Genomic DNA, 13,752 nt, shown 5'->3' on the forward strand with positions numbered 1-13,752 from the left:
TCAGGCCCGCAGGGCGGCCAGGGCCGCGCTGGCGGTGTCGCCGATATGGACCAGGAAATCGGTGCCCATGCTGGCGGTGAAGCGGTCCGGATCGGGCGAACCGAGGATCAGCAAGCCGAAGGCGCTGCCGTTGCTGCGCAGCGGCAAGATCACGGTCGATTGCACCGCGCCGGCGTCGGCCAGCCAGCGCACCGCCTCGAAATCGTGGTTGCTGCCGCAATAGGGCGCCAGCAGGCTGTTGGCGAACAGGCGCGCATCTTCCGAGACGCCGTTGACATACCAGCTGCCCGCATGCGCCGGCGCCAGCTGCCACAGGCGCAGGGTGGCCTGGGGCACGCCGAAATGGGTGGCCAGGCCATCGACCAGGGCGCGCGGCATGTCGCTGTCGTGGCGCGTCTTGAGCAGGGTCTGGGTCCAGCCGTGGAATTTGTTGGCGATGGCGGCGTTCGCTTCGGCCAGGCGTACCAGGTCGGACATGCGCAGTTCCAGCGCCTTGTACTTGTCGCGCATCACTTCCATCTGGCGTTCCTGCAAGGAGACGGCCTTGCCGGTCAGGGGGCTCGACAGCTTGACGTCGCCCAGCAGCTTGGCGTGTTCCTGGAAAAAGTGCGGATGGTCGGCCAGGTAGTCGGCGACGGCGGTGGAGTCCAGTGTGGCGGTCATTGAAATCTTTGCTTGAAGTCTTGGTGCGGGTGAAAAACGTCCCGCAATTCTAACCGACCGCTTGCGCGCGCCCATGAAAAAAGACGCCCGGAGGCGTCTTTTTTGCGGAGCTGCGCTGCGCTTAGAAGCGGTGACGCACGCCGATCTGGACCGCGTGGCTGTTTTCGCCAGCGACTTTGGTGAAGCCGCCCGGCGAACCGGCCGCGCCCGGCGTGTACTGGCCATCGTTCTGGTTCTTGATATACGACAGCACGCTGTAGATATCGGTACGGGCCGAGATGTTGTAGTCGTAACCGACCGCCATCAGGGTCGCATCGCTGTTCGAGGCGGTACGGTCGTTCTGGCGCGCTGCCGAGGCCATCAGGCGGCCCTGGCCCAGGCGGTAGTGCAAGCCCACTTGGTAGCTGCAGGCATCGACCTGGCTGTTGCGGGTGATGTTGTCGTTGTAGATCTTGTTCAGGGCGGCGATGTTAGGAGCCGGCACGCCGGCGGCGCGCAAGCCCGGCGCGACCGAGCCGGTGAACACGTTCAGGTAGTCGGCCAGCAGGGCCGAATTGCGGTTGACCTGGTCGTGGTAGCCGGCGAAGAACTTGAAGTCGCCCACTTTGACCGAACCGCCCACGGTGGTGGTGGTCAGGCTCTTGCGGCCTTGCAGGTCTTCACCCTGGTTGTGGCCAATGCCGATGTCGAAGATGCTGGTCTTGTAGGTGACCGCGCCGCCCATGAACTTGTTGTAGCGGCCCAGGTAGCCGGAATTCTTGGCGCCGTACATCAGCGAGCCGCCGAAGCCGGACGGGGTGGCGATGCGGTACTGGATCGATTTTTGCGAGCGGATGTCCGCGCCCAGCGCGGTAAAGCCGGCGGTGCCGCCGGTGATGCCGCCCCAGGTGCCGCCGGTGCCGGTTTCGAAGGCGTCGGCCGCGGCGAATACTTCATAGCCCGGGGTGTACATGCGGCCGAGCATGATGGCGCCCACGGGTGTGACCAGGCCGACCATCGCGGTGCGGTCGAACAGGGCTTTCTCGGAATTGACGGCAACGGCAGGCTGCAGGCCGCCGCGGATGCCGGCCAGGGTCGAGGCCAGGGCCGGGCTCTTGAAGGCATCCATGCCCTTGGTCAGGTAATAGCCTTGATTCGGGGTCACCAGGCCAGGACTCTGGGAACCGGTGTCGAGTTCGACGCGCGCTTCCAGATTGAAGATGGCCTTGTAACCACCGCCGATGTCTTCGGTACCCTTGAGACCGATGCGCGAACCGTCCGCGATGCCACTGACGAGTTTGGCCGATTCACCCTTGGTTTTCATGAAACCAGCGTCGGCGATACCGTAAATGGTCACGCTGGACTGGGCCAGGACCGGGGCTGCGAAACAGGTAGCGATTACACCAGCGATTAATTTTGTTTTCATTGTGTCTCCAGGAGATTATTTTGTTTAAAAACGAACGTGCGTACTAATTCGTTTTGACCAATATGCCATCGTTTTTTAGGCTTGTACAGAAAGCCCGGATCACGTGCAAGAGCTGGTTGCGAAAAAGACACAGACGAAGCAAAAACGTCAATACCGTCTTATCTGAAACACCACAAGCATAAGGCGGATGCGACAAGGGCGACGATGGTTTCCCATCGCCGCCCTTGGTTTTATCCGACGAACTGATGTCCGGCGCGATTCATTTCCTAGCCTGCATCAGAAAGCGTGATTGACGCCCAGTGCATAGATATTCATGCTCGACGGAATGGTCGGGCCTTTCTTGTTGGACGCATCGGCATACAGATAAGTGCGTGGCGACAGGCTGTACTCGTAGCCGATCGACATTTGCTTGGTCGACTGCATGCCCTGGTTCAGCGCGCCCTGTTTCTTGCGGCCGTAACCGGCGAGAATCTTGCTCGAACCCATCTTGTAATTGGCGCCGACCACCCACGAACGGGCATCTTCGCTGTTAAAGAAGGTGTGGCCGCGGTCTTGCTGGACGCGGGTGGCCATCAGTTTCAGTTCCGGCGTGGCCATGACGTAGCCGGCGATCGAGAACAGGCGCGATTCGACCGCGTTGCGTTCGGCTGCCAGCATCACGGAGCCCTTGGCGCCGCTGTAGGTGGCCGAGACCGAATACGGATTGGCCGACGCTTCCGAACCAGCGCGGTATTGCGGATTGGCCGGGGTGCCGCGGCCGGTGATGGCTACCGAACCCGAGCTCGCTTCCTTGGTGCCGACCGTGGCATTGATCTGGAAGCCGTTGATCAGGTTCGAGTTATAGAACACGGCGTTGGAGAAGCGGTTGGTCGAATTGCCCACCGAGCCGAGCGGATCGGAGGTGTAGCCGGCGACCATCAGGTCGGTCTGGAAACCGGCAGGGCTGGGCACGCCGTGGAAAGGCTCGAACTGGGTGCTGCTTTCCTGGAACGCGGTCAGGCCGCGTCCGATGCGCACCATGCCGAAGCCGCCTTGCAGGCCGACCCGGCTCTGACCCTGGAACAGCGGACGCTGGACGCCGCCGGCGCCCTGCTCGATGGTGCCCGAATCCGGTTCATAGCGGATTTCCAGCTGGAACACGGCTTTCAGGCCGCTGCCGAGATCCTCGACGCCTTTGAAACCGAGCGTGTTATTGGCGCGCTTGCCGATGGCCAGCGATTGGTCGGTACGTTTGATCATGCCGGCATCAACCGTGCCGTAGATGACCACAGACGATTGGGCTTGTGCAAAGCCGGCGCTTGCGCCGAGAAGTGCCAGAGCGACCAGTGATTTTTTCATGTACACGTCCTTAAAAAGTGAATCCGTCGAATCCGACAGTGCGTCGAGTTTTCAATTTCCTGAACACTCGGATTAAGAAACCTTAATTGCTTGGCCATGTGTTGCCGACCATCTTGGTTGATTATGAGGGGTAGAATTGGTTGAAAGCCAATGATTCCAGCAGTGCTGTTGTATTTATGAAACGACACACGGTATTGATGCAGGCAAGAAGACCTGCATTTAAATGAAAAGCTTTCATGTGGTATTCCACATATTCTTACTGACAAGCTTTGTGCGAAATCAAGGAAGTGCCCATCAGCGTCCCCCGCCCGGCGCGCCTGACGTAGACTTTACAACGTCGGCTGCCCCCGCATCAGCCAGGCAAATATTGTATATTGGCAACCAAGCCGGTGCCATGCGGGCTGTAGCAGACTCAGCGGATTGATCTCCTCCACTCAACGAGATGGCATGAACCATGGCAAACCGTGAAGAATTAGCGCTCATCCGTGGCGCCCGCGCCGGCCGCGTCGTGGCCCAGCTCGAATTGGGCACGCTCTATCTGTTCGGCAGCGCGGGCTTGCCCAAAAGCTTGCCGACGGCGCTGCACTGGCTCGACCGCGCCGCCCAGCAGGGCTGCGCCAGCGCCTGCCAGCTGATCGGCACCCATATTCCCTTCGACGTCGCGCTGCAGAGCCAGCGCCCGGTGGCCTGCTGGTTCGGGCAAGCCTTCGAGGAGGGCAACCTGCGCGCCGGCCTGGTGCTGGCCCAGCTGATATTGGGCGGGCAGGGGGGCGAGGTGGCGGGCCCCGCGCGGCGCGAGCAAGCTTTTGCCGCGCTGGAGGCGGGCGCGGCGGCGGGCCTGGCCGAGGCCCAGTGGCTGCTGTCGCAGCACCGGCGCCTGGCCGCCACCCTGGAAGCGCCCGAGCCCGAGCCGGCGCCGGCCGCGCCCGCGCTGCGCCCGGCACCGGCACCGGCACCGGCGGCGGCGCAGGGTGCCGCGCCGCAACGCGCGGCCGACGCGCGCTGGCTGCAGCGCGCCGCCGACAGCGGCATGCCGCAGGCCCAGCTCTCGCAGCTCGACCATGACTGGGAAGCTGGCCTGATGGACGCCTATGCCACCCGCGCGCTGCCGCTGGCCAGGGCGCTGGCGCGGCAACTGGGCGCCAGTCCGCGCGCGCTCGGCCAGCTCAGCCAGGCAGACGTCACCCTGTTGTCGCGCTGCGCCCGGGCGCTGGCCGCCGGCGCGCTGGCGGGCGCGGGGGAGCACGGCGCCGACGAAGCGGAAATCCGCCATTTCTTCGAACTGGCCGCGGCCGAGCACGAAGCCCACGCCCAGATGGCGGTCGGGCTATGGTGCGCGCGCATGCAGGTCGATGGCAAGCGCATCGCGGTCGGCGAAGGATCGGCCAACTTCAAGAAAGCGATCCGCTGGCTGACCCTGGCCGGCAACCAGGGACTGGCCGAAGCCTGGTATGCGCTCTCGCGTATCTATATCAAGCCCGAATTTTCCCAGCGCAATGTGCTCGACGCCCAGCGCTACCTGGAGCGCGCTGCCGAGATGGGTTACCGCGACGCCCAGCTCGAATGCGGCAACAGCGCCTGGCGCGCGCGCCGCGAAAATGAAAACAACGATGTGCGGGCGGTGTATTGGCTGCAAAAGGCGGCGCTGCAGGGCTGTCCGCAGGCGGGGGCGGCCTTGCACAAGATCGCGCCGCGCTGCGAGGGCGCGGCTTACACCGAAACGGGGGCCCTGACCGCGTACGGGCTGGGCAGCGCGCATCCGCTGCTGGCCGCGCGCCTGGAGCTGGCGGCCCTGTTCGGGCTCACGCGTGCCGAGGCGCTGCTGATCGACGTCAAGGCGGCCGACCAGGGGCATTGCCTGGTAATCGATATCCGCAGCAGCTACGGGCGCAGCAAACGGCGCCTGGTGGTGATCGATTCGATGCACGAGCGCCACGCGCTGGACCGCATCGTACGGCTGTTCGACGGCGTCAATTGCGGTCCGGGCGGTCCGGAGGGTAATTACAGGCAGCGCCTGTACCGCCTCAAGACCTTGGTTCCCGAGTCCGAGGGAGCGCATGCGGAGCACGGTGAAGTGGAAGTCTACGAAATGGCCGCCTGAGCCGACGGGCGGGAGCCGGACGGCGAGCCGAACGGCAAGCCGAACGGCAAGCCGAATGGCAAGCCCGATACCGTTGACCTGAGAGTTGAAGCGCGGCCCAAGGGCGGGGCCCAAGGGCGCGGCCCAAGGGCGGGGCCAAAGGGCGCGGCCCAAGGGCGCGGCCGCCAGTCGCGCCAGAACGCGAGGCCGACAGCTAGACCGTGATTTCGCCGTCGAACACCGTCACGGCCGGTCCGCTGAGCATCACCGGCTGGCCATCGCCTGCCCAGGCGATCGACAATTCCCCGCCGCGCGCACTGACGCGCACAGGCGAATCGAGCAGCCCGCGCCGGATGCCGGCCACCACGGCCGCGCACGAACCCGTGCCGCAGGCCAAGGTTTCGCCGGCGCCCCGTTCATACACGCGCAGCCGCACATGATGCCGGTCCACCACCTGCATGAAGCCTGCATTGACCTTGTTCGGAAAGCGCACATGCGCTTCGATCAGCGGTCCGGTTTCCTGCACCGGCGCCAGGTCGAGATCGTCCACCACCTGCACCGCGTGCGGATTGCCCATCGACACGACCGAGACGAATACCGTCTTGCCGCCCTGATACTTGATCGGCAAGGGCCACAAGGTGTCGCGCCCCTCGGCCCAGCCGCCCAGGCCGGCCGCATCGAACGGCACCTGGGCGGTTTCCAGCACCGGCGCCCCCATGTCGACCGTGATCGTGCCATCGGCTTCCAGGCGCGGGGTGATGACACCCTTCATGGTTTCCACGCGGATGCTGGTCTGGCGGGTCATGCCCTTGTCGGTCACAAACTTGACGAACGCGCGCGCGCCGTTGCCGCACTGCTCGACTTCGCCGCCATCGTTATTAAAAATCCGATAACGGAAATCGCATTCCGGATTCTGTGCCTTTTCCACCACCAGGATCTGGTCGGCACCGATGCCGAAACGCCGGTCCGCCAGGCGCTGCCACTGGGTGGGCGTGAAATCGACTTGCTGGCTGATGGCATCGATCACGATAAAATCGTTGCCAGCGCCATGCATCTTGGTAAATTTGAGTTTCATCTTGTCAGTATATCCCTGGCGCGATTATTTTTTCTCGTAAGGCGAGGGTTCGCCCGGCGGACGGGTCTTGAAGCGCTTGTGCGTCCAGAAATACTCGGCCGGCGCCTCGCGCACCCGCTCCTCGATAAACGCATTCATGCGCCGCGCCGATTCCACGATGTCGTCGCCCGGATAGTCCTCCCACGCCGGGTAAAACCTCACCTTCCAGCCCGTGTAATTGGGCAAGAACGTCGCCACCACCGGAATCACCTGGGCACCGGTGGCCGCCGCGAGGCGTCCGGGCGCGGTCAGGGTGGCGGCGGGAATGCCGAAAAACGGCACGAAGGCGGCATCCTTGTCGCCGAAATCCATATCCGGCAGCATGAAATAGGGCAGGTTCTCGCGCATGGCGCGGATGATCGGCTTGACGCCCTCCTTGCGGGAGAACAATTTCACCGGCCGAAAACGAGCGCGTCCCTTGCGCAATACCTCGTCGAACACCACATTTTTCTGCGGCACATACATCGAGCACACATTCAGTTCCAGCATGACCGCCATGCCGGCCACGTCCAGGCACACGAAGTGCGGGCACAGCAAGATGGTCGGGCGGCCCTCGATCTGTGCCAGCGGCACACCGGGCTCGACGTGGATCAGGCGGCGCAGGCGCGCCTTCGGCGCCCACCACAGGATGGCGCGCTCCCACACGCTGCGCGAATACGACTGGAAATGCTGGCGCGCCAGCACCACCCGCTGCGCCTCGGACAGTTCCGGCATGCACATGCGCAGATTCGTCAGCGCGATCTCGCGGCGCTTCCTGAGCACCATGAACAGCAGGCTGCCCATGCCCGTGCCGATGCGTCCCAGCACCGGCAGAGGCAACCAGTGCATCAGCCACATCAGACCCAACAGAAACTTCATGCTTTCTCCCCTGCATCCGGAGCGGCCACGCCGCCGGGCTGCTTGTAACGGTTATAACTCCAGAAATACTGGGCCGGGCAGCGCGCGATCAGCTGCTCCATGGCGCGGTTGATGGTGCTCGCCTGCTGGACGGCGCTGCCGTCGAGTTTCTCGCCGAACGGCACGAAGCGCACGATGAAACCCTGACCGCCAGGGCGCCGCTCGGCATACACCAGGATGATCTCGGCATTGCCCATCTGCGCCAGCTTGGCCGGCAAGGTCATGCTGTAGGCCGGGCGTCCGAAAAACGGCGCCCACACGCCTTCGCCCTCCTGCGGCACCTGGTCCGGCAGCACCCCGATCGGCTCGCCGCGCTTGAGGCACTTGGCCAGGATCCGCACGCCCGACAGATTGGCCGGCGCCAGATGCAGATTATGGCGCGCGCGGGCGCCCTCGATGAGCGGCTTGAGGGCCGCCTGCTTGGGCGGACGGTACATCACGGTCAGCTTGGTGCGCAGCGCGATCTGCTGGGCGGTGATCTCGAAACAGCCCAGGTGTGGCGTGAGAAACACAATGCCGCGCCCGGCGTCGAGGACCGACTGGACATAGTCCCAGTTCTCGTCGGTGGCCAGGCGTGCCACTCTATCGGGCGGCGCGCACCACACGAAGGCCAGTTCGGTGATCGACTTGCCGGACTCGGCGATGGCGGCCGACAAGTGCCGGCCGAAGCCGGCCGCGCGCAGATTGGTGCGCATCAGCCTGCGGTAAGAAGGGGAAGCAAGATACGCGAACCAGCCCAGCGCGGCGCCCATGACATGCAGGACCGGCAGCGGCAGCTTCGATAAGGTACGGAACAGGATTACTAACATGGTTTTGACATCGTTCAAAAAACGGCTAGTTGCTTAGCCAAAATTTCTCAAGGAGCGTAAAATACCACGTATGCAGGATCCGCCGAGTTAATAGACAACTTGCGAAGCGGAATATAAATGTCGCTAAAGCGTCGCAGGCAACCCGGTTACTGCGACTTCAATTCCAACCAGTAACAGGAGCATTGCATGTCAAACGACTACCTCTTTACGTCCGAATCCGTCTCGGAAGGCCATCCAGACAAGGTTGCCGACCAAATTTCCGACGCCATCCTCGACGCCATTCTCGAGCAAGACCCGAAAGCGCGCGTCGCCGCCGAGACTTTATGCAATACGGGTCTGGTGGTGCTGGCCGGTGAAATCACCACCCACGCCAACGTCGACTATATTCAGGTCGCGCGCGAAACCATCAAGCGCATCGGCTACGACAACACCGACTACGGCATCGACTACCGCGGCTGCGCCGTGATGGTTTGCTACGACAAGCAATCGCCCGACATCGCCCAGGGCGTCGACGAAGGCGCCGGGCTCGACCTGGACCAGGGTGCCGGCGACCAGGGCTTGATGTTCGGCTACGCCTGCGACGAAACGGCCGAGCTGATGCCGGCCGCGATCCACTACGCACACCGCCTGGTCGAGCGCCAGTCGCAGCTGCGCAAGGATGGCCGCCTGCCGTGGCTGCGTCCGGATGCCAAGTCGCAAGTGACTTTACGCTACGTCAACGGCCGTCCGGTGGGAGTCGACACCGTGGTACTGTCGACCCAGCACGCGCCGGAAGTGACGCACTCGCAGATCGAAGAAGCGGTGATTGAAGAGATCATCAAGAAAGTGCTGCCGGCCGAATGGCTGCACGGCACCCGCTACCTGGTCAACCCGACCGGGCGCTTCGTGATTGGCGGTCCGCAGGGCGATTGCGGCCTGACCGGTCGCAAGATCATCGTCGACACCTACGGCGGCGCGGCGCCGCACGGCGGCGGTGCGTTTTCGGGCAAGGACCCATCCAAGGTCGACCGTTCCGCGGCCTACGCGGCGCGCTACGTGGCCAAGAACGTGGTGGCGGCCGGACTGGCGCGCCAGTGCCAGGTGCAGGTCAGCTATGCGATTGGGGTGGCCAAGCCGATCAACATCACGGTGTACACCGAAGGCACGGGCATCATTCCCGACGAAAAAATCGCCGCGCTGGTGATGGAGCACTTCGACCTGCGTCCGAAAGGCATCGTCCAGATGCTTGATTTGCTGCGTCCGATCTACCAGAAGAGTGCGGCGTACGGCCACTTTGGCCGCGAAGAGCCGGAATTCACCTGGGAGCGCACCGACAAGGTCGCCCTGCTGCGCGCCGAGGCCGGCCTGTCCTGACGCGACATGTGCGAACCGCCAACGTCCGGCGGTTCGCAACCCCACACCGGGGTCTGACCTCTGATTCGAAACATTTCGAATCAGAGGTCAGACCCCGGTTGTCGTTTGTCGTCGATTTTCTCGTGGGGCAATGAGAGTACTGTCGCATTGCTGCTAAATGCGCACGAATCTCGCGAAACAGCCCCCTCCAATGCCGGGCTTCAGCGTCCCATTCTCCCATTCCACAGCCACGATGCCGCTACGCCAGATTCCCTCGCCGGGGTCTGACCTCTGATTCAAAATGTTTCGAATCAGAGGTCAGACCCCGGTTGTAGGAAAGCGAGATGGGACTGTGGGATTTCTACCGGGGGCGAAATTTGGCTGGCGCAACTTGGCGTTAGCGGCTAAACTTCTTCGTTCCGAGGAGCGTTGCGACGAAATTCCCATTTCGCCAGGCTCGGAAATCCACCGCAACTGCGCTCACGTTACTTTTTTCTAACTGAAAGGAGGGCGTGATGAACGCCGTACTCAAATCTTCGCAAGACTTCCACATCGCCGATCTTTCCCTCGCTGCCTGGGGCAACAAGGAAATCAAGATCGCTGAAACCGAAATGCCCGGCCTGATGGCCATCCGCGAGGAATTCGCAGCAAGCCAGCCCCTCAAGGGAGCGCGCATCACCGGTTCGCTGCACATGACCATCCAGACCGCCGTGCTGATCCAGACCCTGGAAGCCCTCGGCGCCAGGGTCCGCTGGGCATCGTGCAATATCTACTCGACCCAGGACCACGCCGCCGCCGCCATCGCCGCGTCCGGTACCCCCGTGTTCGCCGTCAAGGGCGAAACCCTGGATGAATACTGGGATTACACCCACCGTATCTTCGAGTGGCCAAGCGAAGCCGGCCAGCCGGTGTATTCGAACATGATCCTCGACGATGGCGGCGATGCCACCCTGCTGCTGCACCTGGGCACGCGCGCCGAGACCGATCCGTCGGTGCTGTCCAAGCCGGGTTCGGAAGAGGAAATCTGCCTGTTCAACTCGATCAAGGCGCATCTGGCCAAGGATGCCACCTGGTATTCCAAGCGCTTGCCGCAAATCCTCGGCGTGACCGAGGAAACCACCACCGGCGTGCATCGCCTGTACCAGATGCACAAGGAGGGCAAGCTGGCCTTCCCGGCCATTAACGTCAACGATTCGGTCACCAAGTCGAAGTTCGATAATCTGTACGGTTGCCGCGAATCGCTGGTCGATGGCATCAAGCGCGCCACCGATGTGATGATCGCCGGTAAAGTCGCCGTCATCGCCGGCTATGGCGACGTGGGCAAGGGCTCGGCCCAGGCCATGCGCGCGCTGTCGGCCCAGGTGTGGGTCACCGAAATCGATCCGATCTGCGCACTGCAGGCGGCGATGGAAGGCTACCGCGTCGTGACCATGGATTACGCCGCCGAACATGGCGATATCTTCGTCACTTGCACCGGCAACTACCATATCCTGACCGAACAGCACATGCTGGCCATGAAGGACCAGGCCATCGTCTGCAATATCGGCCACTTCGATAACGAAATCGATGTCGCCTCGCTCAAGAAATATGAGTGGGAAAACATCAAGCCGCAGGTCGATCACATCATCTTCCCGAGCGGCAAGCGCATCATCCTGCTGGCGGAAGGCCGCCTGGTCAACCTCGGTTGCGGTACCGGCCACCCATCGTACGTGATGAGCTCCTCGTTCGCGAACCAGACCATCGCCCAGATCGAACTGTTCGCCAACACCGACAAGTACCCTGTCGGCGTGTACGTGCTGCCCAAGCATCTGGACGAGAAAGTGGCGCGCCTGCAGCTCAAAAAGCTCAATGCGCAACTGACCGTGCTGACCGACGAGCAAGCGGCGTACATCACCGTCAGCAAGGAAGGCCCTTACAAGCCTGACCATTACCGCTATTAATCAGTAGCACCGGCGCGCGCTGCCTTGCGCAACGCGCGCCGGCTGATGTTTTTCTCTTATCAACCGGACTTTCGCTTCCCTTATGCGCTTACTTTTGACGTGGTTGATTAACGCAGCGGCGCTATGCGCGCTGCCATTCCTGATGAGCTCGGTTCAAGTCACGAATCTCGGCGCGGCCCTGGTCGCCGCGCTCGTGCTCGGGCTGGTGAATACCCTGATCCGTCCGGTACTGGTACTGCTGACTCTGCCCGTAACCCTGCTATCAATGGGGTTGTTCATCCTCGTGATCAATGCGCTGCTGTTCTGGGCAGTCGCGAACCTGGTCGATGGATTCCAAGTGTCGGGTTTCTGGTCGGCTTTTATTGCCGCCATCCTGTACAGCATCATTTCGTGGGCGCTGTCTACCTTACTCCTCAAAAAAGATGGCAACTCCTGACTTCAGCATTGAATTCTATCCGCCCAAGACACCAGAAGGCGCGGACAAGCTGCGCGTGGCGCGCGCCAAGCTGGCGCTGCTGCAACCTAAATATTTTTCGGTCACCTTCGGCGCCGGCGGCAGCACCCAGCAGGGCACGCTCGACACGGTCGTCGAGATCCTCGGCGAGGGCCACCAGGCCGCCCCCCACCTGTCCTGCGTGGGCGCATCGCGCGAATCGATCCGTGCGATCCTGAAACAGTTCCAGTCGCACGGCATCCGGCGTCTGGTGGCCTTGCGCGGCGACTTGCCAAGCGGCTACGGCGGCGCGGGCGAGCTGCGCTATGCCAGCGAGCTGGTCGAGTTCATCCGGGCCGAGACGGGCGACTGGTTTCACATCGAAGTGGCGGCGTATCCCGAGGTGCATCCGCAGGCCAGGTCGCCGCAGGATGATTTGCAGAATTTCGCGCGCAAGGTGCAGTGTGGCGCGAATGCCGCGATTACCCAGTATTTTTACAACGCCGACGCTTATTTCGCCTTCATGGACCAGACCCGCAAGCTGGGCATCGATATTCCCGTGGTCGCAGGCATCATGCCGATTACCAATTACACGCAATTGATGCGGTTTTCGGACATGTGCGGCGCCGAGATTCCGCGCTGGGTGCGCTTGAAGCTGGCCAGTTTCGGCGACGATAGCGCCTCGATCAAGGCCTTCGGCCTCGATGTGGTAACGCAGCTGTGCGAGCGACTGCTGGCCGGCGGCGCGCCGGGCTTGCATTTTTACAGCATGAACCAGGCGGCACCGACGACGGCCTTGTGGGAGCGCTTGAAGGTTGCTTGAGGGTCGCTGAAGCGTCGTCCCCGCGAAGGCGGGGACCCAAGTTCAAAGCGCCGCCTCTGGCTTCAAGACGACCTTGGCGGGAACGCATGCGTCCCCGCCTCTCCAGGAATTAGCCTTTGCCGCCAGGTTAAGCAGCTTTACGACCACAAACCCGAAACGGTCACGTTAGCGCCATGTGGAACCGGACTCTGACTCTGCACAGTTCCAGCAAATTTGAGGAGTTTCCTTGAAACTGGGCGCTTCGCGGGGACGACCAAGCGAACACCCGCGAAAACATCTAGCAATCACTCCACTCCTCAGTCATCACCACATCGAGCGCCACATCATGGCGCGCCCCGGCAAACTCCACCCGGTCCCCCGCATATGCAATCCCCACCGTGTACGGCCGCGGCAGCGCCTCCAGGGTGCGGTCGTAATAGCCCCCGCCATACCCCAGCCGATAGCGCTCGGTGGTAAACCCCAGGCACGGCACCAGCAGCACGGACGGGCGCTCCAGCACGCGTCGCCGCGCCGGCACCGCCACCCCCATCCTGTCGCTCAGCATGTCCTCGCCCGGCACCCACTCGACGAAGGCCAGCGCCGTATCCGGCGCCACCACCAGCGGCAGCGCCAGCCGCACGCCGGCGCGCGCCAGATCGGCGTAGACTGGATGCAAATCGGGCTCGCCCCGCAGCGGCCAGTACACCCCCAACGGCGCGGCCCCGCCGCCAGCGGCGCGACCCCGCCACCACGCCAGCACGCGCGCGCCGATCGCCGCGTCGCGCTGCGCCTTTTGCGCCGGATCGAGCGCGCGCCGGGCCGCCTTGAGCATGGCGCGCAACGCCGCCTTGTCCGCCCCATGTGCGAATGCAGCATTTGAGTTCGCCGATGCTGGCAGGGCGGCAGGCCCGCATGGTATTCTAGGTTCGCCGGTCATGT

Annotated in this window: 12 protein-coding genes and 1 riboswitch; of the genes, 5 read left to right on the plus strand and 7 right to left on the minus strand. The window is 63.1% G+C overall.

Features of this window, described 5'->3' with window-relative positions:
- The 3 genes from IV454_RS09565 to IV454_RS09575 all read right to left on the minus strand — a co-directional run bounded on the left by IV454_RS09565 (nucleotide 1) and on the right by IV454_RS09575 (nucleotide 3,406).
- Nucleotides 1–663, minus strand: coding sequence for a DUF484 family protein (locus IV454_RS09565; protein ID WP_206091288.1), 663 nt, complete (start codon nucleotides 661–663; stop codon nucleotides 1–3).
- 121 nt (nucleotides 664–784) lie between these two features.
- Nucleotides 785–2,068: a porin gene (locus IV454_RS09570; protein ID WP_206091289.1), complete on the minus strand. Its 1,284-nt coding sequence runs from the start codon at nucleotides 2,066–2,068 to the stop codon at nucleotides 785–787.
- Between the two features lie 276 nt (nucleotides 2,069–2,344).
- The gene (locus IV454_RS09575; RefSeq protein ID WP_206091290.1) at nucleotides 2,345–3,406 is read right to left on the minus strand and encodes a porin; all 1,062 of its coding nucleotides are present in this window, start codon (nucleotides 3,404–3,406) and stop codon (nucleotides 2,345–2,347) included.
- Nucleotides 3,407–3,860: 454 nt separating this feature from the next.
- On the opposite strand from IV454_RS09575, the gene IV454_RS09580 reads away from it, so the two are divergent.
- Nucleotides 3,861–5,507 carry a tetratricopeptide repeat protein gene (locus tag IV454_RS09580; protein WP_206091291.1) on the plus strand — a complete coding sequence of 549 codons (1,647 nt, stop codon included), beginning with the start codon at nucleotides 3,861–3,863 and terminating at the stop codon, nucleotides 5,505–5,507.
- Between the two features lie 193 nt (nucleotides 5,508–5,700).
- Here the strand turns inward: IV454_RS09580 and dapF are convergent, their stop codons facing one another.
- Genes dapF through IV454_RS09595 form a run of 3 tightly spaced genes read right to left on the minus strand, consistent with a single transcriptional unit; the run spans nucleotide 5,701 to nucleotide 8,306 of the window.
- Nucleotides 5,701–6,561, minus strand: coding sequence for a diaminopimelate epimerase (gene dapF / locus IV454_RS09585; RefSeq protein WP_206091292.1), 861 nt, complete (start codon nucleotides 6,559–6,561; stop codon nucleotides 5,701–5,703).
- A gap of 24 nt (nucleotides 6,562–6,585) precedes the next feature.
- Complete coding sequence (locus IV454_RS09590; protein ID WP_206091293.1) at nucleotides 6,586–7,458, minus strand: LpxL/LpxP family acyltransferase; 873 nt, start codon at nucleotides 7,456–7,458, stop codon at nucleotides 6,586–6,588.
- Entirely contained in the window at nucleotides 7,455–8,306 is an 852-nt protein-coding gene (locus tag IV454_RS09595) for a lysophospholipid acyltransferase family protein (RefSeq protein ID WP_206091294.1), read from the minus strand. The genes IV454_RS09590 and IV454_RS09595 overlap by 4 nt, the downstream gene beginning before the upstream one ends.
- A gap of 186 nt (nucleotides 8,307–8,492) precedes the next feature.
- On the opposite strand from IV454_RS09595, the gene metK reads away from it, so the two are divergent.
- The 4 genes from metK to metF all read left to right on the plus strand — a co-directional run bounded on the left by metK (nucleotide 8,493) and on the right by metF (nucleotide 12,834).
- Nucleotides 8,493–9,659, plus strand: a complete 1,167-nt coding sequence (gene metK / locus IV454_RS09600; RefSeq protein ID WP_054265707.1) for a methionine adenosyltransferase — start codon at nucleotides 8,493–8,495, stop codon at nucleotides 9,657–9,659.
- Between the two features lie 394 nt (nucleotides 9,660–10,053).
- A riboswitch (S-adenosyl-L-homocysteine riboswitch) is annotated at nucleotides 10,054–10,127 on the plus strand.
- A gap of 26 nt (nucleotides 10,128–10,153) precedes the next feature.
- Complete coding sequence (gene ahcY / locus IV454_RS09605; protein ID WP_206091295.1) at nucleotides 10,154–11,578, plus strand: adenosylhomocysteinase; 1,425 nt, start codon at nucleotides 10,154–10,156, stop codon at nucleotides 11,576–11,578.
- An 82-nt stretch (nucleotides 11,579–11,660) separates the two neighbouring features.
- Complete coding sequence (locus tag IV454_RS09610; protein ID WP_054265709.1) at nucleotides 11,661–12,014, plus strand: phage holin family protein; 354 nt, start codon at nucleotides 11,661–11,663, stop codon at nucleotides 12,012–12,014.
- Nucleotides 12,001–12,834 (plus strand): methylenetetrahydrofolate reductase [NAD(P)H], encoded by an 834-nt coding sequence (gene metF / locus IV454_RS09615; protein WP_206091296.1) that lies wholly within the window; start codon nucleotides 12,001–12,003, stop codon nucleotides 12,832–12,834. Before IV454_RS09610 ends, metF begins: the two co-directional genes overlap by 14 nt.
- Nucleotides 12,835–13,111: 277 nt before the next feature.
- Here metF and IV454_RS09620 read toward each other — a convergent pair whose 3' ends face one another.
- Nucleotides 13,112–13,750: a 5-formyltetrahydrofolate cyclo-ligase gene (locus tag IV454_RS09620; protein WP_206091297.1), complete on the minus strand. Its 639-nt coding sequence runs from the start codon at nucleotides 13,748–13,750 to the stop codon at nucleotides 13,112–13,114.
- Between the last annotated feature and the right edge of the window lie 2 nt (nucleotides 13,751–13,752).

Origin of the sequence: Massilia antarctica (assembly GCF_015689335.1) — a bacterium.
Lineage (GTDB): Bacteria > Pseudomonadota > Gammaproteobacteria > Burkholderiales > Burkholderiaceae_D > Telluria_A > Telluria_A antarctica.

Excerpts from the sequence above, each read along its gene's own strand:
- IV454_RS09575 (WP_206091290.1), bottom strand. The coding sequence starts at position 3,406 with ATGAAAAAATCACTGGTCGCTCTGGCACTTCTCGGCGCAAGCGCCGGC.
- metF (WP_206091296.1), top strand. The coding sequence starts at position 12,001 with ATGGCAACTCCTGACTTCAGCATTGAATTCTATCCGCCCAAGACACCA.
- IV454_RS09595 (WP_206091294.1), bottom strand. The coding sequence starts at position 8,306 with ATGTTAGTAATCCTGTTCCGTACCTTATCGAAGCTGCCGCTGCCGGTC.
- IV454_RS09570 (WP_206091289.1), bottom strand. The coding sequence starts at position 2,068 with ATGAAAACAAAATTAATCGCTGGTGTAATCGCTACCTGTTTCGCAGCC.
- IV454_RS09565 (WP_206091288.1), bottom strand. The coding sequence starts at position 663 with ATGACCGCCACACTGGACTCCACCGCCGTCGCCGACTACCTGGCCGAC.
- IV454_RS09620 (WP_206091297.1), bottom strand. The coding sequence starts at position 13,750 with ATGACCGGCGAACCTAGAATACCATGCGGGCCTGCCGCCCTGCCAGCA.
- ahcY (WP_206091295.1), top strand. The coding sequence starts at position 10,154 with ATGAACGCCGTACTCAAATCTTCGCAAGACTTCCACATCGCCGATCTT.
- IV454_RS09580 (WP_206091291.1), top strand. The coding sequence starts at position 3,861 with ATGGCAAACCGTGAAGAATTAGCGCTCATCCGTGGCGCCCGCGCCGGC.
- IV454_RS09590 (WP_206091293.1), bottom strand. The coding sequence starts at position 7,458 with ATGAAGTTTCTGTTGGGTCTGATGTGGCTGATGCACTGGTTGCCTCTG.
- dapF (WP_206091292.1), bottom strand. The coding sequence starts at position 6,561 with ATGAAACTCAAATTTACCAAGATGCATGGCGCTGGCAACGATTTTATC.
- IV454_RS09610 (WP_054265709.1), top strand. The coding sequence starts at position 11,661 with ATGCGCTTACTTTTGACGTGGTTGATTAACGCAGCGGCGCTATGCGCG.
- metK (WP_054265707.1), top strand. The coding sequence starts at position 8,493 with ATGTCAAACGACTACCTCTTTACGTCCGAATCCGTCTCGGAAGGCCAT.